The 20,295-nt window shown below is 43.7% G+C and carries 19 protein-coding genes and 2 tRNA genes; 18 read left to right on the plus strand and 3 right to left on the minus strand.

All coding sequences use genetic code 11. The annotated features are described in order from the left end of the window. On the plus strand, window positions 1–907 hold a 907-nt coding region (locus MKHDV_RS00005), incomplete at its 5' end, for an MBOAT family protein (protein WP_256369997.1). A 616-nt stretch (window positions 908–1,523) separates the two neighbouring features. On the opposite strand, the gene MKHDV_RS00010 is transcribed toward MKHDV_RS00005, so the two are convergent. The 3 genes from MKHDV_RS00010 to MKHDV_RS00020 form a co-directional block, all read right to left on the minus strand. After that, a tRNA-Met gene (locus MKHDV_RS00010) sits at window positions 1,524–1,600 on the minus strand. A 25-nt stretch (window positions 1,601–1,625) separates the two neighbouring features. Next, a tRNA-Met gene (locus MKHDV_RS00015) sits at window positions 1,626–1,702 on the minus strand. A 105-nt stretch (window positions 1,703–1,807) separates the two neighbouring features. Further along, the gene (locus MKHDV_RS00020; RefSeq protein ID WP_160710957.1) at window positions 1,808–2,617 is read right to left on the minus strand and encodes an undecaprenyl-diphosphate phosphatase; all 810 of its coding nucleotides are present in this window, start codon (window positions 2,615–2,617) and stop codon (window positions 1,808–1,810) included. 157 nt (window positions 2,618–2,774) lie between these two features. On the opposite strand from MKHDV_RS00020, the gene MKHDV_RS00025 reads away from it, so the two are divergent. The 17 genes from MKHDV_RS00025 to MKHDV_RS00105 all read left to right on the plus strand — a co-directional run bounded on the left by MKHDV_RS00025 (window position 2,775) and on the right by MKHDV_RS00105 (window position 20,272). Further along, on the plus strand, window positions 2,775–2,960 hold the full coding sequence (locus MKHDV_RS00025) for a hypothetical protein (RefSeq protein ID WP_160710959.1): 186 nt from the start codon (window positions 2,775–2,777) through the stop codon (window positions 2,958–2,960). 39 nt (window positions 2,961–2,999) lie between these two features. Next, a complete protein-coding gene (locus tag MKHDV_RS00030) occupies window positions 3,000–4,163 on the plus strand; it encodes an LptF/LptG family permease (protein WP_160711560.1) in 1,164 nt (387 codons plus the stop codon). After that, window positions 4,151–5,266 carry an LptF/LptG family permease gene (locus MKHDV_RS00035; RefSeq protein WP_160710961.1) on the plus strand — a complete coding sequence of 372 codons (1,116 nt, stop codon included), beginning with the start codon at window positions 4,151–4,153 and terminating at the stop codon, window positions 5,264–5,266. Before MKHDV_RS00030 ends, MKHDV_RS00035 begins: the two co-directional genes overlap by 13 nt. 59 nt (window positions 5,267–5,325) lie before the next feature. Next, window positions 5,326–6,150, plus strand: a complete 825-nt coding sequence (locus MKHDV_RS00040) for a hypothetical protein (protein WP_160710963.1) — start codon at window positions 5,326–5,328, stop codon at window positions 6,148–6,150. A 27-nt stretch (window positions 6,151–6,177) separates the two neighbouring features. Next, window positions 6,178–8,217 carry an elongation factor G gene (gene fusA, locus MKHDV_RS00045; RefSeq protein ID WP_160710965.1) on the plus strand — a complete coding sequence of 680 codons (2,040 nt, stop codon included), beginning with the start codon at window positions 6,178–6,180 and terminating at the stop codon, window positions 8,215–8,217. A gap of 181 nt (window positions 8,218–8,398) precedes the next feature. Beyond that, window positions 8,399–8,920, plus strand: coding sequence for a DUF2062 domain-containing protein (locus MKHDV_RS00050; protein ID WP_160710967.1), 522 nt, complete (start codon window positions 8,399–8,401; stop codon window positions 8,918–8,920). Continuing rightward, window positions 8,898–9,692, plus strand: coding sequence for a trehalose-phosphatase (gene otsB, locus MKHDV_RS00055; protein WP_160710979.1), 795 nt, complete (start codon window positions 8,898–8,900; stop codon window positions 9,690–9,692). The genes MKHDV_RS00050 and otsB overlap by 23 nt, the downstream gene beginning before the upstream one ends. Before the next feature lie 138 nt (window positions 9,693–9,830). Continuing rightward, window positions 9,831–11,261, plus strand: coding sequence for a trehalose-6-phosphate synthase (locus MKHDV_RS00060; RefSeq protein ID WP_160710981.1), 1,431 nt, complete (start codon window positions 9,831–9,833; stop codon window positions 11,259–11,261). Window positions 11,262–11,285: 24 nt separating this feature from the next. Further along, window positions 11,286–12,104, plus strand: coding sequence for a 16S rRNA (adenine(1518)-N(6)/adenine(1519)-N(6))-dimethyltransferase RsmA (gene rsmA, locus MKHDV_RS00065; protein WP_160710983.1), 819 nt, complete (start codon window positions 11,286–11,288; stop codon window positions 12,102–12,104). A 174-nt stretch (window positions 12,105–12,278) separates the two neighbouring features. Continuing rightward, window positions 12,279–12,551, plus strand: coding sequence for an HU family DNA-binding protein (locus MKHDV_RS00070; RefSeq protein WP_160711562.1), 273 nt, complete (start codon window positions 12,279–12,281; stop codon window positions 12,549–12,551). Between the two features lie 15 nt (window positions 12,552–12,566). Then, on the plus strand, window positions 12,567–12,749 hold the full coding sequence (locus tag MKHDV_RS00075; protein WP_160710985.1) for an RnfABCDGE type electron transport complex subunit D: 183 nt from the start codon (window positions 12,567–12,569) through the stop codon (window positions 12,747–12,749). Between the two features lie 158 nt (window positions 12,750–12,907). Then, window positions 12,908–13,111: a 30S ribosomal protein S21 gene (gene rpsU, locus MKHDV_RS00080; RefSeq protein ID WP_020001651.1), complete on the plus strand. Its 204-nt coding sequence runs from the start codon at window positions 12,908–12,910 to the stop codon at window positions 13,109–13,111. Window positions 13,112–13,217: 106 nt separating this feature from the next. Next, the gene (locus tag MKHDV_RS00085) at window positions 13,218–13,661 is read left to right on the plus strand and encodes a GatB/YqeY domain-containing protein (RefSeq protein WP_160710987.1); all 444 of its coding nucleotides are present in this window, start codon (window positions 13,218–13,220) and stop codon (window positions 13,659–13,661) included. A gap of 4 nt (window positions 13,662–13,665) precedes the next feature. After that, the gene (locus tag MKHDV_RS00090; protein WP_160710989.1) at window positions 13,666–15,966 is read left to right on the plus strand and encodes an endonuclease MutS2; all 2,301 of its coding nucleotides are present in this window, start codon (window positions 13,666–13,668) and stop codon (window positions 15,964–15,966) included. 35 nt (window positions 15,967–16,001) lie between these two features. After that, window positions 16,002–17,789 (plus strand): DNA primase, encoded by a 1,788-nt coding sequence (gene dnaG, locus MKHDV_RS00095; protein WP_160710991.1) that lies wholly within the window; start codon window positions 16,002–16,004, stop codon window positions 17,787–17,789. Then, complete coding sequence (gene rpoD, locus MKHDV_RS00100; protein WP_160710993.1) at window positions 17,776–19,548, plus strand: RNA polymerase sigma factor RpoD; 1,773 nt, start codon at window positions 17,776–17,778, stop codon at window positions 19,546–19,548. The genes dnaG and rpoD overlap by 14 nt, the downstream gene beginning before the upstream one ends. A gap of 58 nt (window positions 19,549–19,606) precedes the next feature. Further along, window positions 19,607–20,272, plus strand: a complete 666-nt coding sequence (locus MKHDV_RS00105) for a thermonuclease family protein (RefSeq protein ID WP_160711007.1) — start codon at window positions 19,607–19,609, stop codon at window positions 20,270–20,272. The last annotated feature ends 23 nt before the right edge of the window (window positions 20,273–20,295 follow it).

The following is a 20,295-nucleotide window of genomic DNA, read 5'->3' on the forward strand; positions in this document are numbered from 1 at the left end:
ACTTTGCTTCTTTACGTTGGCATCAGTGTTAATTTGGCAATTCTTTTGTACTACAAGTACGGTATGCTTATTATTGGGGGATAGCTTGCAGGCAATTAACGTCTTGCTTCCTAATACCTTAGAGTCTAGCGAAGTTAATATATCTTTGCCACTAGGTGTAAGTTTTTATGTTTTTCAGGCTGCAAGTTATCTTATTGATGTTTATAGAAAAGAAGTGGCACCCTCTAGAAATATAATCAATTTTGGTTGTTATTTGACAATGTTTCCTCAATTAGTTGCTGGGCCCATTGTTCGATATTCTCAAATTGCTGATGAACTTATCACTAGGCATATTTCTCTAGATAATTGTGCCTATGGTATTTCACGTTTTATTATTGGGTTAGCAAAAAAAATATTGATAGCAGACACGCTTGGTCGAGTTGCCGATGCTGCCTTTACCGTTCCTAACGGTGCGTTGAGTGCAGAAGGTGCGTGGATTGGCCTTATTTGCTATGCATTTCAAATATATTTTGATTTTAGCGGATACTCAGATATGGCCATTGGGATAGGAAGGATGTTGGGATTTACATTCCCTGAAAACTTTAACTACCCTTATTCTGCAGACAGTATTCAAAATTTTTGGAAACGTTGGCATATGTCTTTGTCAACATGGTTTCAGGATTATCTTTATATTCCCCTGGGAGGAAACCGCAAAGGGACTTTGAGAACGTATCTCAATCTTATAGTTGTCTTTCTGCTTTGCGGGTTTTGGCATGGCGCAAACTGGACTTTCATGGCGTGGGGAGGGTATTATGGGGTGTTCCTTGTGCTAGAAAGAGCTTTCCCCTCGTTTTATAAGCGGATCCCCAAATTATTAAAACATATTTATGTAATTGTGATCGTTTTTGGAGGGTGGGTTCTTTTTTAGATCTGAAAGATTTATAGATGCGATGTTTTATTATAAGTCATTGTTGGGACATTATGCTGATTCTTTTGAAATGAACAGCGTTTGGCTACAGTGGCATGGAGATGATGTAACGATTGCTCTTTTTTTTGCTTCTGTTTTCTCTTTCCCTATAGTTTCCCTTGTTAGTAAGGTATTAAAAAGAAAAGAGCATGTTTTACATTTTAATAAAAACTATTTTGAATTAACAAGATACATACTTCTTATACTCATTTATCTCGTAACATTTATGCCTCTTTATGGAGCCAGTTATAATTCTTTTATTTACTTTAAATTCTAATCTTAAAGATTTCGTTTTGAGAAAATTAAATTGGCTTACTTTTGCAGAATATTGATTACTTCACGGTTAAAACTCTAATTTTAACTGCCAGCTTGACAGTGAGGCTCACCGTTATCGTTGGATCGTTGTGACGAGAAAAGGGGATATATGGTATTAAGATGCGCTTGAAGCACGTCTTAATACCTTCATAAAAAGTGACATCGAGGATGCTAGAATTATTACTGACACAGGGTGGGGCGACGTCTTAAGAAAAACGAAAAAAGGGTCGTAGATTTTCATCTACGACCCTTGTCTTTTCTTTGGTAGCGAGAGAGAGAATTGAACTCCCGACACTGCGGATATGAGCCGCATGCTCTAACCAACTGAGCTATCTCGCCATCAAAATTTATGGGGAACAAGAAGTGGTAGCGAGGGAGAGAATTGAACTCCCGACACTGCGGATATGAGCCGCATGCTCTAACCAACTGAGCTACCTCGCCATCTCTTGTACGCCGCACTTCGTTGCGACGGAAAAGTGTTTAAGGAAATATCAAACACAATGCAAAGTGTTTTTAAAAAAAAGTTACTTTGGAAGCAAAAAAAGTCTAAGTCCAGAAAAGGTATACTAGTGGTGCGATAATTAATCGGTACCACGCGAAAGGTCTGAACGTCATCTTGCCAACAAGTGTGATGAATGTCTTAACTGCAATTAATGCTGAAAGAAATGAGACTATGAATCCTACAGCAAAAAAAGGAATATCGGCAGTAGTGAATAGTTGATAATTTTTTAATACGTCATAGCCGGTTGCAGCGAACATAATAGGGACGGCAGCTAAAAAAGAATATTCCGCGGCAAGAGTACGACGTGCTCCGAGGAGCATACCGCCCATAATGGTTGCTGCAGATCGGGAAAAGCCAGGCCAGAGGGCGAGGCACTGAAAGCAGCCGATACCGAAGGCAAGTTTTGGAGTAACTTCATCCAAAGTGTGGAATGTTGCTTTTTCCAAATCGTGCGCAGGAGCATACTTTTCGACAAAAAGGATAAAAACTGCACCGACAGCTAGAGCAAAAGATACCGTTACTGGGTTAAACAGGTATGTTTTAATATACCCACTGAGAAGTAACCCAAGAATACTGGCAGGGAGCGATGTGAGAAAAAGCATCCACAAGCCACGCATGCCTGAAAAAGGAATTTCCGGTGTGTTTTTCAGTAATCCTAAAAATCTGTTAAGGTAGAGTATTACAACGGCAAGGATGGCTCCAAGCTGGATGAATACTTCAAAAACTTCCGCTTTAGGACCTGTATAATCGAGAAGGTGTCCTGCGATAATGAGGTGTCCGGATGAAGATACCGGCAAGAATTCTGTTAAGCCTTCAATAATGCCGAGAATAACGGCGGAAAAGAGTTCTGTCATATATATGTCGTATGTGTGTTAGGGTTAATGGCAACAATTGCAGAAAAATACAGTATAGTAGAGCTAGTTGCAAGGTGTTGGTTAGTAAGTTAGATTGCCATGTTTTTCCATGTTAAAGGATTAGGTTGTATCTACCACCAATAACGGGGAGTCGCAGATGACTACAATTATGCCGCAAAGTGAGCTTGTTAGGAAAGCTGCTGCGTATATAGAAGAGCACCGTAAAGAGTATCCGAAAAATTTAAATAAATTGTTGGATAAAGCGGGGATGCGATTTAACCTGAGTCCTAAGGAAGCAGAAATGCTTAAAGATTTTTTTAAACAATCAGAAAGTGACCACTAGGGGGCTGTTCTGTTTAGAGTCAGTTTAGTTCACAGGCAGATTTTTAAGGAGCATATATCCATTTTCTGTCTGGCTATGTTTTCTTTGGTTTTTCTAATCGTAATCGGAAAGGTATTACAGCTTAGAGAGCTGTTTTTAGGACTTGATGTCGGGATACTCGAAATGCTTAAGCTCTTCGGGTTCTTGATTCCTGCCGTTCTGCTTATGATTATTCCCATAGCAACTATGCTATCTGTGTTTCTTACGTTCTTACGTATGAGTTCAGATAGAGAGCTTGTCGCGTTGAAAGCCAGCGGCGTAAGCTTGTACCAACTTCTACCTGCACCTGTTGTGTTCGCGTCGCTTTGTACGTTGCTTACGCTTTGGGTTTCTATGTTTGGCATTTCATGGGGGATGGATAATTTTCGAACATCCGTCTTGGAACTGGCTCAAACTCGCGCAAAAGTTGTTTTGCAGCCGGGTGTGTTCAATAAATCTATCCCGAATTTGATGATTTATTCACGCAGCTCAAGCCTTGCCACAGGTGAACTGGAACACGTATTAGTTCAGGATACCAGTAGGGACTCCGGCGGTGTAACTATTGTTGCTCCGACTGGTAAGATTATTTCTGATACAAAGATGGGTGAAATTCGTTTTGTATTGAATAACGGAAAGCTTTATCGTCAGGATAATAATGAGATTAGTGTGCTCGGCTTTAATCGATACACTGTTCGGTTAGCCTTATCACAACTTGTAAAAGGTGTGCATTTGGGCAAACTTCGCCCTTCCGGCATGTCATATCCTCAGCTTCAAGCGATCAAAAATGATCCATCTCTCGCAGAAAGTGAGTCTTTTATTCGTAAAACAGACGTGGAGATACCAAAGCGCTGGGCAATGCCTTTTGCCTGCCTTGTACTTGGCTTATTTGCAATGCCGCTTGCCTGTGCCTTTGAAGGCATGCGTCAGCAGATGGGGGTCGTTATGGCTCTCGGTAACTTCCTTGTTTACTACAGCCTGCTTTCTATCAGCATGAAAAGTGGTGAAGGGGGCAGTGGTATTTCTCCGTCGATCAGCCTTTGGATTCCGAACATCCTTTTTGCCGGTTTGGCTATTGCAGGGCTGTATTTTACTGCAAAAGAACGAACCATAAATCTTACATCTATGATCACACATGTGATGTTTTTACGACGCAAGGATAAAGGGGGCGGAACATGTCGCTCTTAAGTCGCTACATGCTTAAGCAGAATCTTTTTTTGATGCTGCTTATTCTGGGTATTGGCACCGCGGTATACTTGCTGACAGATTTGTTTGAAAAATTGGATGACTTTCTTGAAGTGGGACTCGGTTTTTCTACTGTTGCTCTGTACTTCATCTGTAAGCTTCCACTTATTGTCTCGCAGATTCTTCCTGCGGTATTTTTGCTTTCCTGTACTGTCCAGTTGTGCGTTATGTCCCGTAACAAAGAACTTGTTGCGTTGCAGGCTGGCGGTGTTTCCTTTATCTCACTTGCCCGTTTTATCGTGTACATGGGGTTATTCTGGGCTGTACTTCAGCTTGGATTTTCACAGTATCTCGGAGTCATGGGTGATGTTGAGTCTCGTCGTATATGGAATGAAGAAGTACGAGGAAAATCTTCTGCCAATGCAACAGTTCGTGATATCTGGTTCCTTGAGGGTGAGTATGTCATTAACTTGGACGTAGCTCATCTGAATGCTGAAAAAGCTGAAGGTGTCACTATTTTGCGCATCTTGCCAGATGGCGACACTATTCAGGAAGTTATTAAAGCGCAGAGTATGAAAGTACAGCCTGAAGGCTGGCTGTTGACCTCCGTTCTTCGTACAGAGCCGGGCAGTTATAGTGAGACAACAATGCCAGAATTGGTATTGCCTATAGAGCAGAGATTGGGTGTGTTTAAGACTGTAGCCGCGGATGCAGATTTAAATAGGCTGGCTTTATGGGAACTTGGTGCAGCGATTGACCGATTGGAAAAATCCGGTTCCAACGTTGAAGCTTTGCAAACAGCTTATCAGCAAAAAATTGCTTATGCGGCTGCGGTGTTGTTAATGGGACTGATAGCCTTGATGCTCCTTACTTGGAGAGACAGTCTTTATATTAATATATCCATCGGGCTTATTATCACCTTTGCATTTTATGCGCTCTTCACATGGTTTGGTGCTCTCGGTGAACGTGGTTTTGTTAACCCTGTGTTTGGCGCATGGTTTGCGAATATCTTGTTTGGCGTGATCACTCTTGGACGTGTTCTTTGGTATACCCGTTCCCGTGTGAAGAAAACGTCCTCCATGACGCTTTCCGGTAGTACCTCGTAATTCTTTTATTACCGTAATAATATTTGTCATACGCTTAAAAATGGGTGTATGGAGTTTGTATGTTTGAAAATAGCTTTTATCCTGAATGGTTAGAAGTGTTTATTGTTGATGATGAACGCTTTGGAGCCGCATACGATGCTGTGCCGGATAACCGTCGTGCATGGCTTAAGACTACAATTGCACGATTGCATGCGTTACATGGAACTCCTCAAGTAATGTGGGGAAGACAGGAAAACCATTGGCGGCAAGGACATATCTCCATTGCGGAAAGTCGTCCTGTAGATTGGACTGCCGTGGTCGTTGATTCTGCATATGCGTCAGGCGTGCGCCTTCTTGCCGCAGCAATGATGCCGTTGCTTAGTGGTGTAGAAGATATCCTTGTTGTCTTTTCTGGTGATGCACCAGTTGCCGCGGAGTGTCTTGCTGCTCTTGAGCTGGCAGGTATTGAAATGGCTGTACAGCTTGATGCTGAGAACACAGCTTTGTTTATGGCAGAGTTGTCAGCATCAGGCATTAGCGGCCGAATCCTTGCCCTTGGCGAAACAGCCAGACATGCAGTGCATCACGTTGGCATACTGGGTAATGGTCTTTCAGCATGGTTTGAGCCTCAGCATACGAGTCTTGGTGTCCTGTCTGGTGCTTCTTTTGATAGAGATTTGCTAGCATGGGCTCATCCGGATTTAAATATCGTTGATGTTGCGGCTGATGATCTTGCTTCGCCTTCTTCTTTTGCCGCTATTTGCTGTGAGGCTGATGTCGTAGATACTGTGGCAGATACTGTTCCTGTGTCATTAGGCGCAGGGCAGGAGGGTTGTTGGATCTGGCCGGATTTATTACCCCAGTGGTTTACGCATCGTCGCTTTTCTCTTCTTTCCGAAGTGTAACATCGCATTTGAGTGAAGGTAAAATTAATGAGTAAGAGCGCAAATTCCTATCTGAACAACTTGAGAAATATTGGCATCATTGCGCATATTGATGCCGGTAAAACGACACTTACTGAACGAATTCTGTTTTACACCGATAAGATTTACCGCATGGGTGAAGTGCATGATGGCACTGCAACTATGGATTTTATGCCGGAAGAGCAGGAAAGAGGCATTACGATCGCTTCAGCGTGCACTTCATGCGAATGGAACGATGGTGTAATTAACATTATCGATACCCCGGGACATGTAGACTTTACCATTGAAGTTGAACGCTCATTACGTGTGCTTGATGGTGCAGTGGGTGTTTTTTGTGCCGTAGGCGGTGTTGAGCCACAGTCAGAAACTGTATGGCGGCAGTCTGAAAAATTTAAGGTTCCCAAAATTGCGCTGATTAACAAAATGGATAGACTCGGTGCTGATTTTAACTCAGTGCTTGAATCTATGCGTGAACGTTTAAACGCTTCTCCATTAGTGCTTGTGGCTCCGATTGGCGAAGGTGATGAGTTCGCCGGTCTTGTAGATGTCTTAACGCTTGAACGTCTGGACTTTGATCAGGAAACAGAAGGGCGAGAGTACACTCGTACGTCTCTTGAAGGCGATGAATTGGCCTTTGCTGAAGAATGGCGTGAAAAAGTACTGGAAACCATTTCTGATTTTGATGATGAGATTATGGAGTTGTATCTTGGCGGAGAAGAAGTTCCGCTTGATTTAATCAAGGAATGCATCCGTAAAGCTACACTCAATCTATCCATCACACCTGTTTTTTGTGGATCTGCTTTGAAGAATGTAGGAGTGCAATGTGTGCTGGATGGTGTGTTTGATTACCTACCGGCACCACTCAATGTTCCTGCACCCAAAGCAATCAGACCTGCAACTGGAAAAGCAGAACAGCTTGTCGTTTCACCTGAAAGTCCGTTAGGTGCACTTGCTTTTAAAGTGTACATGGATGAAGGGCGTAAGATGGTGCTGGCCCGTATTTATTCTGGTACACTGCGGTCTGGTGATTCTGTGCAGAACATTACGCAGGGAAAAAAAGAAAAACCTGCTCGTCTCTATCGCTTGCATGCAAGCCATAGAGAGCAAGTTGAAGAAGCACGTGCAGGTGAGATTGTTGCTTTGGCTGGGATGAAGTTTGCAAAAACTGGTGATTCCCTTGCGACTGAAGAGAATCCATACCTGCTTGAAAATATTACAGGGTACCGACCTGTTATTTCCCGTGCTTTGGAGCCTGCCAATTCTGAAGATGCTGAAAAGCTTGATGAAGTGTTGGAGAAGCTGCTGCTGGAAGATCCTACATTGCAGTATGAGCAAAGTCCTGAAACCGGACAGCGTGTAATTTCCGGCATGGGTGAGCTTCATTTAGAAGTGATCGTAGATCGTCTTACTCGTGAATATCATGTTACACCGCGTGTTGGGAATCCTCAGGTTGTGTATCAGGAGTCAATCAGCGGTAAGGGGTCCGCCGTAGAAGAATTTGATCGTGAACTCGGAGATAAACGTCATTATGGGTATGCGGCCCTGACGGTTTCTCCCCGTGAGCGCGATGCTGGTAATATGGTGCGGTTCACTTTTGATATTTCAGAATGGCCAGAGGCATGGGTAGATGCTGTTGAGCAGGGCGTTAAGGACGGCTTGCAATGCGGTGTGATTAAGGGCTACCCTGTGCAGGACGTAGAAGTTGCTATTACAGAAATAAAACGCAACGATTGTTCATCTGAACCGGGATATCGAATGGCTGCGGGCATGGCTTTGAAGGCTGCGCTGAGAAATGCAAAGCCAGAGTTGCTTGAGCCGATAATGGATGTAGAGATTTCTGTTCCTGATGAAAATGTCGGGGACGCTATCAGCTTGCTTGGCGCAAAGGGCGCAAAAGTTGAAAACCTCTTTGACCGCGCAGGGCTGAAAATGGTGAAAGCCTTAGCTCCTATGTGCAATCTGTTTGGTTTTTCAACAGAATTGCGTTCTGCAACACAGGGGCGCGCTGGGCTTGTAATTCAGTTTTTGCGATTTGATACATTGTCGTAGAAATTAGAAACGAGGACAGATTTCGGACAAATTTGCACATTGCAACGTTACTTCAAAAAATTCAGATGCTCACATAGTTTTAACTATGCTTCGCTCCTGACTTTTTCTTGTGCCTTGCACTGCACACGATTGTCTCAATCTGTTTAAAAACAACTTTGTCAGTAACCTCGAGGAGTTTTTGGTGCGGTTCTGGGAATCATTTAAGCGAGCTATTAGATATAACTACTTACGTGTAATGCGTTTGAAAGTTTCAACGCATTCTATTGCGTTAGGTGTGGCTGCCGGTGTGTTTACGGGCTGTCTGCCTGTTTTGCCATTCCAAACCGTTGTGGCTGTTGCACTGGCGTTTGTGTTACGATGCAGTAAAATTGCAGCGGCAGCGGGAACATGGATTTCTAACCCGTTAAACTGGGTTCCTTTTTACACTGCTTGTTTCTTCATCGGTAATTTGATTATTCCTATTGATGTAGCCTTTGATCCTCACCATATGGAACTGAAAGAGCTGTTTGAACAAGGTGGTGGGATCGTGATCGTAATGATGACAGGGGGCTTGGTGATGGCTGTGCCATGTTCCATCCTCTCATATTTTATTACGTTCAGAGCCGTTACTCGTTTTCGTCAACGCCGCATGATACGCCTTATTAATCAATATAAGAGTAGGCATGGAGACCAGGGCAGTAATGATAAAAATTTGGACAGCTGAGGAACAGGCTGATTTTGGACAACAGTTAGCTGCCTGTCGCAGGGCAGTTATCTTTCTGGACTACGATGGCACGTTAGCACCTCTGGTGCCGGATAGAGATAATGCTCGACCATTTCCCGGTGTTCGCGAAGCGCTTGATCGACTTCTAGCGATTAAGCATTGTCGCACTGTACTTGTGAGTGGGCGCAGGGTGATGGAGCTTCAACCATTGTTGCAAAGTCGTTTGCCTTTTGAAGCGTGGGGCTCGCATGGTGGTGAACACTTGCGGGTAACCGGACAGATGGAGATGGCAACTATTTCTGAAGAAGCCCGTGAAGGACTACGCATTGCTGCCGAAAAGATTACAGGCTTGTTGGATGAACATGCTATTGAACGTAAGCCTAGCAGTGTGGCAGCTCACGTAAGCGGCGTTAATGCAGAACTTGTCCCACAGTATCTTACAGAGATTGATGAGCTGTGGGAGCCTGTTGCAGAAGAGTTTGGTCTAGAGCTTTTGGACTTTCATGAAGGGATGGAAATGCGTGTCCCGGGAATGAATAAGTCTCGTGCTATTTATTCTGTTCTTTCAGAAGAGCCTAAAAATGCTGTTAAGGTATATATTGGTGATGATGTGACAGATGAAGATGCGTTTCGTGCTCTTGATGATCAAAGTCATACCATCCTGATAGGGCGAGAGAAACGTACTTCTGCCGCAAGGTGGTTATTGCCTGAAAGACCTTATGGACGACATATTATTGATTTTTTAAACGCGACTGCATCTGCTCTTTCATAGCAGTCGTAATTTGACTTTTAGCCCCGTTCTGCATTTTGCAGTGCGGGGCTTTTTTCTTTTCATGTATTGGTAACTCTCATTGTTTCGTTCGATTAAGCTGGGTATTCTAATATGCTGAATAATCGTAAAGGAGTTTCCATGCCCCATAATTTTAAAGACGACCAAGGCCTTATTGTAGTTTCGAACAGGTTACCCGTTTCGTTGGAATGTGCTGATGGAACGTGTCACTCTTCTGTGGTTTCCGGTGGCTTGGTCACGGCATTGTCGCCTGTGTTGACTGCAAGTAAAGGCACATGGATAGGTTGGGCCGGAACACCGGATGCCGAAGGGGTTGATGAGGCTTTACGTCTTTTTTCTGAAGAAACAGGCTACAGATTGCTTCAAGTTGGATTAACGGCGGAACAAATAGACGATTTTTATTTTGGATTTACTAATCAAATAATCTGGCCGTTGTTCCATGCTTCGCAGTTCGAATGTGATTTTAATCCTGATTACTGGCGGACGTATTTGGATGTGAACGAACTGTTTGCGTTCCGGACTGTTGAGACTGGTAATGAAGATGATTATGTATGGGTGCATGATTACCATTTGATGCATGTAGCAAAATATATGCGGGAGGCCGGAGACTGTAGGCGTACGGGATTTTTCCTTCATATTCCGTTTCCTTCTGTTGATAGATTTAAGCATCTTCCTTGGCGGACTGAGTTGTTGCAGGCTTTGCTAGAATACGACCAGATAGGGTTTCAAACTTTACATGACAGGCGCAATTTTATTCAAGCTATTTCAGTGCTGACTCCCAAAGTTCGTGTGTCCGGTCGTGGGCAGGTCGTACACGCAAGAGTAGGGTCGCGCGTGGTTAAAATTGGTGCGTTCCCTATTAGTATCGATTACAAAAATTTTTACCAGACAGCCCGGTCAGCTGGTGTCCGAAAAGCTACACAGCAGGTACATAAAGCATTACCAAACAGAAGTATCATTCTGGGCGTAGATCGTCTTGATTATACCAAAGGTATTCCGCTTCGGCTTAAGGCAATGCATAGGTTGCTAACAATGTATCCGGAGTTGCAAGGGCAGGTAAGCCTACTCCAGATTGTTGTTCCTAGCAGGGCGACCATTCCATTGTATGCAGAGTTGAAAAAAGAAATTGAAAGGCTCGTCGGGCGGATCAACGGTGAATTCTCTGTGCCGGGGTACGTCGCGATTCATTATCAGTATCGTAATTTGTCTTTTGAAGAGTTGCTTGCGTACTATCGTGCTAGCAGTATTGCTTTAGTGACCCCGCTTCGTGATGGGATGAACCTTGTGGCCAAAGAGTACTGTGCGGCAAATGTTGAACGTACAGGAGTGCTCGTGTTGAGCGAATTTGCCGGTGCCGCAGCACAGCTTAGAAATGGGGCTATACTGGTTAATCCTTTTGATGTAGAAGGTGTTGCTGCTGCTATTCATCAGGCATATATGATGGATAAAAAAGAGCGGCAGGGACGGATGGATAGAATGCGGGAATCAATCCGCAAAAATGACATTTTTAAATGGGTAGACAGCTTTTTTGCATCTGCTTTTGCAAAGTAGCGTTGCCTGTCTGGATATACACACATGGCATTGGATATTAAGCAAGGACCTCGCGCAAAGAAAAGTTTGGGTCAGAACTTTTTGCAGGACAAAAATACGGCTAACCGTATCGTTGATGCGCTTCGCATAGAAGCTGAAGATCATGTTATTGAAATCGGCCCGGGGCCGGGTGCGTTGACGCATCTTATTCATAATCGCAAGCCGGCTTGGTTTACGATTCTTGAAAAAGATTACCATTGGGCTCATGAGCATAAGCGTTTGCCGCCTGCTGGTGATCCTGAATTGCAGGTTGTGCTTACAGATGCCTTGTTGTTCCCGTGGGAGAATTTAACTCCTGAAAAGCCATGGAAAATTATTGGCAACCTTCCATACAACATTGCATCTCCACTGATGTGGGATATTTTAAGTAAATCTACGGGATTGAAACGTGCTGTTTTTATGATTCAGAAAGAAGTGGGGGACAGAATTGTTGCTGCACCATCTTCCAAACAGTACGGGGCGTTGTCAGTCTGGTTGCAGAGCTATAGTAAGCCAAAGCGCGAATTTATTGTTCCTCCAGGGGTATTCCTGCCACGTCCTAAGGTTGATTCAGCGGTGCTGAGTTTTGTGCCGACTCCTGCCGAAGAACGTGATTTTGACCCTGATGCCCTTTCATGGTTACTAAAAGTAACTTTTCAGCAACGCAGAAAGCAATTGCAGAAGATTTTAAAAGGTTGCGTTGCTTCCGGTGCTGACGAAGCTTTTGAAAAAGCTGGCGTGCAAGGCTCTGCAAGGCCTGAGACGCTTACAACTCGCCAATTCCAAATATTGGCAGATGCGTTGAAAAGCTGCCCTAAGAAGTAGAAAACCCCTGTTTACAAGGGGCTAAGAGTGTATAAACCGTTGCATATGCTGAATGCATCTGGTATCGACTAACAAGTTTGGGCTTATATCTCAAATAACAGTAATATCTTTTGGAGCTAGAGTGTGTGCGCTTTGGCGAAAATTATTACAACCCCCAGAGAGGAGGACGTGACCGTGACCAAGGCGGAACTCGTAGAACGAATTGCTGAAAAAGCAAATCTCACTAAAGCAAATGCAGAACGCTCCCTGAACGCATTCCTTGAATCTGTACAGGATGTTCTTGTGGCTGAAGGTAAATTAACTCTTACAGGCTTTGGCACCTTCGTTGTCGAAGAGCGTAAAGAACGTTTGGGCCGCAACCCTCAGAGTGGTGATCCAATTATCATTCCAGAAACAAAAGTAGTAAAATTCCGTCCAGGAAAATTGCTTAAAGAAGCTGTTAAGTAGTAGGAGGAGGCTCTTATGCTGCACGGTGAAACTCTTCAGAGCGCATTGCCTCAGGATATTCCATGGTGGATGCCTGACCATTTCGTATTTTTCGGAGCACTCTACGCTGTTCTGTTCGTAATTCTTGGTGGACTGGGTTACGTAATTCTTAAGTCTATTCTTCATGCGAAGCATGAAAATCACGGACACAGTCACTAATTTTTGTTTGTTAGAAAAAGCCTACTGCTTGCAGTAGGCTTTTTTATGCGCAAGATATAAAAAATAACTTGCAAAAAAACAAATCAGGCCGTAAATTACGCTCTTGTCTTGGGCGCGTTTGCGTTTGAGGTATTAAGTAATGAAGGTGGTGATATTTCATGCCAGGCGTATATCTCGATGATGGTGATTACAACTTCGACATCGCGCTTCGACGCTTTAAAAAGCAGGTTGAAAAGGCAGGCATTCTTTCAGAAATGAAAAAACGTCAGCATTTCGAAAAACCTAGCGTAATGCGTAAGAAGAAGAAAGCAGCTGCCCGTAAACGTCTTCTTAAGAAGATGAGAAAGATGAACCAGTACTAGTACTAGTTCACCGCTACGGCGGGTGCATCTTATAGATGCTTCTTGGCGGGGATTCGTTATCGGATCCCCGCATTATTCTATGCAAAAATTACATAAGAGTGACAGCATGAGCCTTATTCAGCAGATCGATAAAGATTACATTACTGCCTATAAAGCCAAGGAGCAAGTTGCACTTGGTGTACTGCGTCATCTGAAAACTGCTGCGAAAAACATGCAGATTGACCTCAAGCGTGAACTTACCGATGAAGAAATGCTTGATGTTATGATGAAGCAGGCTAAACAGCGTCAGGACTCTATTGAACAGTTCCGCGCGGCGAATCGTGAAGACCTTGCTGCAATTGAAGCTGCAGAACTTGAAGTTTTGCAGACTTACTTGCCAAGCCAGCTTTCCGACGTTGAACTTGAAGAACTTGTTACCAAAACCGTAGCAGAAACCGGCGCAGCCGGCATGAAAGATATGGGTAAGGTAATGAATGCCATTATGGCAGAGTACAAAGGTCGCGTAGACGGTAAGAAACTGAGTGCATCAGTTCGCGCAAAGCTCGCATAATTTTATGGAGCAGCGTACCATACACAATTTAGAGTTCCGTAAGGTGCTTGAGCGCCTTGCGGACTTTGCCGTTTCGGAAGCAGGCACCAATGCGTGTTTGTCAATTGCTCCCGTGTCCAATAGAGACGATGCACAAAAGGCTGCACAGTTTTTTAGACAAGGGCAGGAATGGACTCGTACCGTTACTGTGAAACTCTCTTCTTTTCCTGATCTTGCAGGAATGTTCCGCTTTATAGATACCCCGACTGCTGTGCTTGATCTCGACGATCTATGTGCACTGCGTCAGGTGCTTGTTCAAGCACGGGATCTGCGGGCTTCTATTCGTGTAAGCACAGACTACTCACCATGGCCACTCCTGCTGGAGATGGTGGATAAATTTCCTTGGCCGGAGCAATGCGCTTCCGGACTTTCCCGCTGTGTTGGGGATGATGGTCTTATCCGTGATAACAGTACCCCTGAGCTTTTGTTAATACGTCAGGAGATTCGTCGAATTCACCAGACGTGTACACGCAAAGCAAAGGATTTTGTTAATTCACACGGCATCCTACAATATCTTCAAGATGAATACATCACACTCGCGAGTGATCGCTATGTATTGCCACTTAAAAGCAATTTTAAGGGCAGGGTACAAGGGATCATTCACGACTACTCTCAAACTGGCGAAACTTGCTATTTTGAGCCGATGTTCCTTGTTGATCTCAACAACGAACTTGCAGAGCTGAAAAAGCAAGAACGCGAAGAAGAGCATAAGGTTTTTGAATTCCTGACAGGTCTTGTTCGTGCCAATTTTGGCGCGTTGCATGGCGTGTACGACCTTATGGTTCAAGTGGATGTTTTGCTTGCAAAATGTGCCTTAGCTTCCAAGTTTAATGGTGTTGCACTGGACTTTAGTAACGAAGGTAATCTGCATCTTGTTAATGCATTACATCCGTTACTTGCTCTGGCTGAAGGCGGCGCGCTGCCTGTTACGCTAGAGCTTCAGAAAGAACAGTTTGCTTTGCTTATTAGTGGCGGTAACGCGGGTGGTAAGACTGTGTGTCTTAAAACCATCGGTCTTATCGCGATCATGGCAATGAGCGGCTTACCTGTTCCTGTAAAAGAAGGCAGCTCCATACCATTTTGGAAAAATATTTTCGCTTTTATCGGTGACGAACAAAGCCTTGAAGAAAATGTATCTACATTTACTGCTCAAATTACAAACTTGGGTGCTATTTGGGATACTGCAGACGACAGCACGCTTGTAATTCTTGACGAATTTGGCGCAGGTACTGATCCTGCTCAGGGTGCAGCGCTTGCTCAGGCTGTTATCGACGAATTACTTGAGCGTGGGGCGTATATTTGTGCAGCGACACATTTCCCTGCGTTAAAGGCATACGCACTTTCGAACGATAAGGTTCGTGCAGCGTCTGTTCTTTTTGATCCAAGCACAAAGAAACCTTTGTATACTCTTGCATACGACCAAGTTGGTGCATCTCTGGCACTTGATGTGGCGCGCGAGCACGGTATGCCGGATTATGTATTACGTCGTGCTGAGCAGTATTTGCTTATGGATGGCGAAGATACTTCCGCGCTGATTGATCGTCTCAATACTTTGGCTGTTGAACGTGAACGCGAAATGAACAAGCTTGATGCAGAACGTGAACGTTTTGAAGAGCGTCGCAAAAAGCTTAGTGTTCGCTACGAGCGGGAACGTGACCAGCTGTTTGGAGACATCAAAAAAGAAGCACAGAGTGTTCTTAATGATTTAAAAACACAGAAGATTACCCATAAGCAAGCTTTGAAAGAGTTAGCAAAAACTCGTCAAAAGCTTGTTGAAGCTGACAAGACTGAACGTCCTAAGGCGGAGGCATTAGCTCCGCAGGAAATTAAGCCTGGTCAAACATTAAAATATAATCCTTGGAAGAAATCAGGGGTTGTTGAAGAAATTGATGATAAACGTGGAAAGGTCAAAATCAATCTTTCCGGCGTTGCTATGTGGGTTAATTTACATGACGTTTCTTTTGCCGAAGATGGAGCTACAATAGTTCAGACCTCTCAGGTTACCGTAAAAGCAGAGCGTAAAACATCTTTTAGGGTTGACTTACGTGGAAAGCGTGCTGATGTAGCTATAAGTGAACTTGACTCTTTTATCGATAAAGCTCTTTTGAGTAATACCGAAGAGCTCGAAGTTGTGCACGGAAAGGGTACTGGTGCGTTGCGCCGTGAGATTCATTCTTACCTTAAAAATGCCCCTGCCGTTGCATCATTCCGCCTTGCTCCTGCCGATTTAGGTGGTGACGGAATGACAATTGTTGAATTGCGATAATGTCTTCTGGGTATCGTAACGATTCTGGATCAGCCATGACAAATAGCGGTTTTTCTGCTGTAAAAGAAATTAAAGCTCGTCTGAATATTGCTGACGTTGCAAGGCGCTACATGGAGTTGCGTCATGCCGGAGGCAGATGGATGGGGCTTTGTCCTTTTCATCAAGAGAAGACGCCATCATTTTCTATCAATGAAGATGAAGGTTTTTACTACTGCTTTGGTTGTCAGGCTGCAGGCGATGTTATTGACTTTTTTTGCAAAGTTAATGGTTTAGAATTTCGAGAAGGTCTGCAGCAACTTGCAGAAGAAACCGGAGTTCAACTTACTGAATATAAAGCAGACCCGCGTGCGAAAGAAGAGCGTGATTTTAAAAAACAATGTTATACAATGTATGACGTTGCAAAAAATCACTTTCGACAAAATCTTTCAAAACATGATGCACGGGAATGCAGAGACTATATTAAAGGGCGTAAACTTACGCCTGAGATTGTAGAGAGCTTTGAACTGGGCTGGGCTCCTGATTCGTGGCAATCCCTTTCTGACGCATTGGTTGCGAAGGGAGTGACACAAAAGCAGGCTGCTGAGGCTGGTCTTTTGTCACGCAATGATCGTGGTCGTATGTATGACCGCTTTCGTGGCAGATTTATATTCCCGATCAAGAACCTTTCCGGACAAGTTATCGCTTTTGGCGGTAGAATCATTGGAAAAAGTGATCAAGCGAAGTATATCAACAGTAGCGATTCTGTAATCTATAAAAAAGGTGAGCATCTCTACGGACTTTTTCAAGCACGTAGAGCTATTTCCGCTACCAAAAGTGCCTTTTTAACCGAAGGGTATATGGATGTATTAACACTACATCAGTTTGGTTTTGAAAATGCCTGTGGGGTGCTCGGTACAGCTCTTACTCCGGATCAAGTCAAACGACTTGGCGGCTTTTGTTCTTCTGTTGATCTCATCTTTGATGGTGATGAAGCAGGGCGCAAGGCTGCATTAAAAAGTTGTGAGATGATTCTGACCAAAGGTATGAAGTGTCGAGTTGTTCTTTTACCGGACGGTGAAGACATTGACAGCTTTTTACATGAGCGGGGCGTTGAGGCGTTTGAAAAGCTTCTTGCCCAATCTCCTGATGGACTATCCTATTGCACTGCAACAGTTAGCATGTACGCACCGCGCGATGTAATGGATTGGACTACCCGTTTTTTAAGCAGCATGGAACAGCCTGAACTCTGTTCATTTTACGTGTCTCGAATCGCATCCGGACTGGGTCTGGATGAAAAGGAATTACGTCAGACTGTTGCTCCCAAAAAAGCCGCTCAGACTAAACCGCGCTCCTCCTTTCAACAGCGAGGGAAACGGGATAAGTCCGGTGGTTGGAAGAAAAAACAGGATGTTTTGCAGGTTTCTGCTCCGCGTCCTGTGTTAGCTGCTTCATTAGAAGAGCGAGTGTTGCAGTTTGTAGTACGTTACCCTCACCATGTGTCCACGTTGGAACAATATGGAGGGATAGAACTTTTACAGTCCTCATGGGCTGAGTCGCTCTGGAACAAAATTTCTGCTTACGGCAATGATGCCGCTGAGTACCTTGAAGGTAAAGAAAAAGTATTTTGGATTAAGCACCGTATTGTAGATACGGCTGCGATGCAAAAAGAACAGGAAGAATTGAACGATGTCTGTATGTTCCTGGAAAGAACTCGCCGCCAACAGCAAGGGCAATCCCTAGTCGCCGCAATGCGGCACATTACAGAGGGGGGCGAACAGGATGCAGAGATGGATTTTCTTCTGGCCTTAAAAGAATCCTTGGGGAGGTCCAATGGGGAATATTAAGGACATCCAGCAAATCAAGTCCTTGATTGCGAAGGGCAAGGTTAACGGGTTCCTGACCTTTGAAGAGGTCAACAAAGCGTTACCGGCTGAAGTGAATACTCCCGAACAGGTTGAAGAGATCATCGGGATTTTTGATCAGTTGAATATTGCTATTGTTGACAACGACAAAGCCAAGGATGAAGTTCCCGTTGCCGATGCTGACAACGATGACGACCTGCCTTCTGAAACCGTTATTGAATTTAACGAAGAAGAAGAAACTACCGATTACGCATCACGTAGCACAGACCCTGTGCGAATGTATTTGCGAGAAATGGGCGCAGTACCGTTACTCGATCGAGATGGCGAAGTAGTTATCGCTAAGAAGATCGAAATTGGTGAGCAGGATGTATTATATGCACTTGTAGAAGTGCCTGTGGCTGTTGAAGAGCTCGTAAGTGTTGGTGAAGACCTTAGAGAGAACCGTGTTAAGCTGAAGGACGTTGTTAAGACCATCGAAGAAGATGATCCTAGCGAAGACGAACTTAACCAGCGTGAACGCGTTATCAAGCTTCTGGACGAGATTCGTAACATCTACAAAAAGAAAAGAAAGATTTACGACAAGCTCGATGATTGTTGTACTCTAGATCGTAGAGTATACGGTTTGCAAAAAGAGATTATTCAGTACAAAGAAGATGTTGTAATTCGTCTTCGCGATATTAAACTGGAAAAAACTCTTATCGACCGTGTTATTGAGACTGTTGAAGACTACGTGCGACAGATGCATAACTGTCAGCGTGATCTTTCTGCATATATTCTTTCAACCGGTAAAACACAGTCTGAAATTCAGATTTTGTTTAAACAACTTGATGATCGTGAAGTGAATCCAGTTGTTGCAGCGGATGAACTCGGACTTACTGTAGATGAGTTATTCTCCTTTAAGGAAATGATTCTCGGTAAGATCGAAATTTTGAAGCGCTTGCAAGAAAAATGTTGTCATAACGTTACAGATCTTGAAGAAGTTCTTTGGCGTATTAAATATGGTAACACTGCAGCAATGCGCGCAAAGCAGGAGCTTATCCGCTCCAACTTGCGTCTTGTTGTAAGTATTGCAAAAAAATACACAAACCGTGGTTTACAGTTCCTTGATCTTATTCAGGAAGGTAACATCGGTCTTATGAAGGCTGTTGATAAGTTCGAATATCAGCGTGGTTACAAGTTTTCTACCTATGCAACCTGGTGGATTCGTCAGGCCATTACTCGCGCTATCGCGGATCAGGCTCGTACTATCCGTATTCCAGTGCACATGATAGAGACTATTAACAAATTGATCAGAACTTCTCGTTACCTTGTTCAGGAGCTTGGACGTGATCCAACACCTGAGGAAATTGCAGAACGCATGGACTATCCGATCGATAAAGTGAAGAAAGTCCTGAAGATTGCAAAAGAACCTATTTCTCTTGAAACTCCGATTGGCGATGAAGAAGATTCTAGCCTCGGTGATTTCATTGAAGATAAAAAAGCAGTTGCTCCAGCTGAAGAAGTGGTAAACACTAAACTTGGTGAGCAGATTGCGGGCGTTCTCGCAGACCTTACTCCTCGTGAGGAACAGGTGTTGCGTAAGCGTTTTGGTATCGGTGAAAAATCCGACCACACCCTCGAAGAGGTTGGTAAGTTGTTTAACGTTACTCGTGAACGTATTCGACAGATCGAAGCAAAGGCGCTTCGAAAACTACGCCATCCGGTTCGAAGTCAGACTCTTAAGTCTTACTACGAAAACTAGAAAAAAGGCGGCTTCAACTGAAGCCGCCTTTTTTTTTGAGCTTTTTATTGGAGTTCTCATGATAAATCGGACAATATGCCTTTTAGCAATTCTATGTTTGATTTGTGTTACAGTTTTAACGTCTTTTGCCGATACAGTTCACACTGTAGCTACAGTTATTGATGGTGACACTGTAATCCTTAAAGATGGAAGAAAGGTACGAATAGCTTTTATAGATACTCCGGAAATGGAATATAAAAAAAGAAAGCAACAGTACTTTTCAATTAAAGCTAAAAAATTTATAGTTGATACAGTTTTGGGACAGAACGTTACGTTACAAAGAATTACTGCTAAAGATAGATATAAAAGATTAGTCGCAATCGTTACGTTGCGTGACGGTCGAGACGTAGGAGCCTTACTTGTTCAAAAAGGCTTGGCTTTTGTGTATCCTCATGGTGTAAAACATCGGTCATATATAGATAAACTTGGAGAAATGCAGAAAAAGGCCATGAATGCAAGAGCAGGAATGTGGGATAAAGTAATTACTTACTTTGAAAGTGCTGGGAACGTTGTTGGTAATAGACGCAGTAAACGTTTCTTTGCATTGGATTGCAAAGTTGTTAAAGACATTGCAACTAAGAACAAAGTTCATTTTATGTCTGCTGTTGATGCACTTTATAATGGCTATGCACCAGCACGAATTTGTAAGCTATGGCCTCTAGATACAGATATTTTAGACAAATAAAAGTCGTATAGAGTGCCATACTT

This window comes from Halodesulfovibrio sp. MK-HDV (assembly GCF_009914765.1).
Lineage (GTDB): Bacteria > Desulfobacterota > Desulfovibrionia > Desulfovibrionales > Desulfovibrionaceae > Halodesulfovibrio.

Excerpts from the sequence above, each read along its gene's own strand:
- MKHDV_RS00020 (WP_160710957.1), bottom strand. The coding sequence starts at position 2,617 with ATGACAGAACTCTTTTCCGCCGTTATTCTCGGCATTATTGAAGGCTTA.
- MKHDV_RS00025 (WP_160710959.1), top strand. The coding sequence starts at position 2,775 with ATGACTACAATTATGCCGCAAAGTGAGCTTGTTAGGAAAGCTGCTGCG.
- MKHDV_RS00035 (WP_160710961.1), top strand. The coding sequence starts at position 4,151 with ATGTCGCTCTTAAGTCGCTACATGCTTAAGCAGAATCTTTTTTTGATG.
- MKHDV_RS00040 (WP_160710963.1), top strand. The coding sequence starts at position 5,326 with ATGTTTGAAAATAGCTTTTATCCTGAATGGTTAGAAGTGTTTATTGTT.
- fusA (WP_160710965.1), top strand. The coding sequence starts at position 6,178 with ATGAGTAAGAGCGCAAATTCCTATCTGAACAACTTGAGAAATATTGGC.
- otsB (WP_160710979.1), top strand. The coding sequence starts at position 8,898 with ATGATAAAAATTTGGACAGCTGAGGAACAGGCTGATTTTGGACAACAG.
- MKHDV_RS00060 (WP_160710981.1), top strand. The coding sequence starts at position 9,831 with ATGCCCCATAATTTTAAAGACGACCAAGGCCTTATTGTAGTTTCGAAC.
- rsmA (WP_160710983.1), top strand. The coding sequence starts at position 11,286 with ATGGCATTGGATATTAAGCAAGGACCTCGCGCAAAGAAAAGTTTGGGT.
- MKHDV_RS00075 (WP_160710985.1), top strand. The coding sequence starts at position 12,567 with ATGCTGCACGGTGAAACTCTTCAGAGCGCATTGCCTCAGGATATTCCA.
- rpsU (WP_020001651.1), top strand. The coding sequence starts at position 12,908 with ATGCCAGGCGTATATCTCGATGATGGTGATTACAACTTCGACATCGCG.
- MKHDV_RS00085 (WP_160710987.1), top strand. The coding sequence starts at position 13,218 with ATGAGCCTTATTCAGCAGATCGATAAAGATTACATTACTGCCTATAAA.
- MKHDV_RS00090 (WP_160710989.1), top strand. The coding sequence starts at position 13,666 with ATGGAGCAGCGTACCATACACAATTTAGAGTTCCGTAAGGTGCTTGAG.
- dnaG (WP_160710991.1), top strand. The coding sequence starts at position 16,002 with ATGACAAATAGCGGTTTTTCTGCTGTAAAAGAAATTAAAGCTCGTCTG.
- rpoD (WP_160710993.1), top strand. The coding sequence starts at position 17,776 with ATGGGGAATATTAAGGACATCCAGCAAATCAAGTCCTTGATTGCGAAG.
- MKHDV_RS00105 (WP_160711007.1), top strand. The coding sequence starts at position 19,607 with ATGATAAATCGGACAATATGCCTTTTAGCAATTCTATGTTTGATTTGT.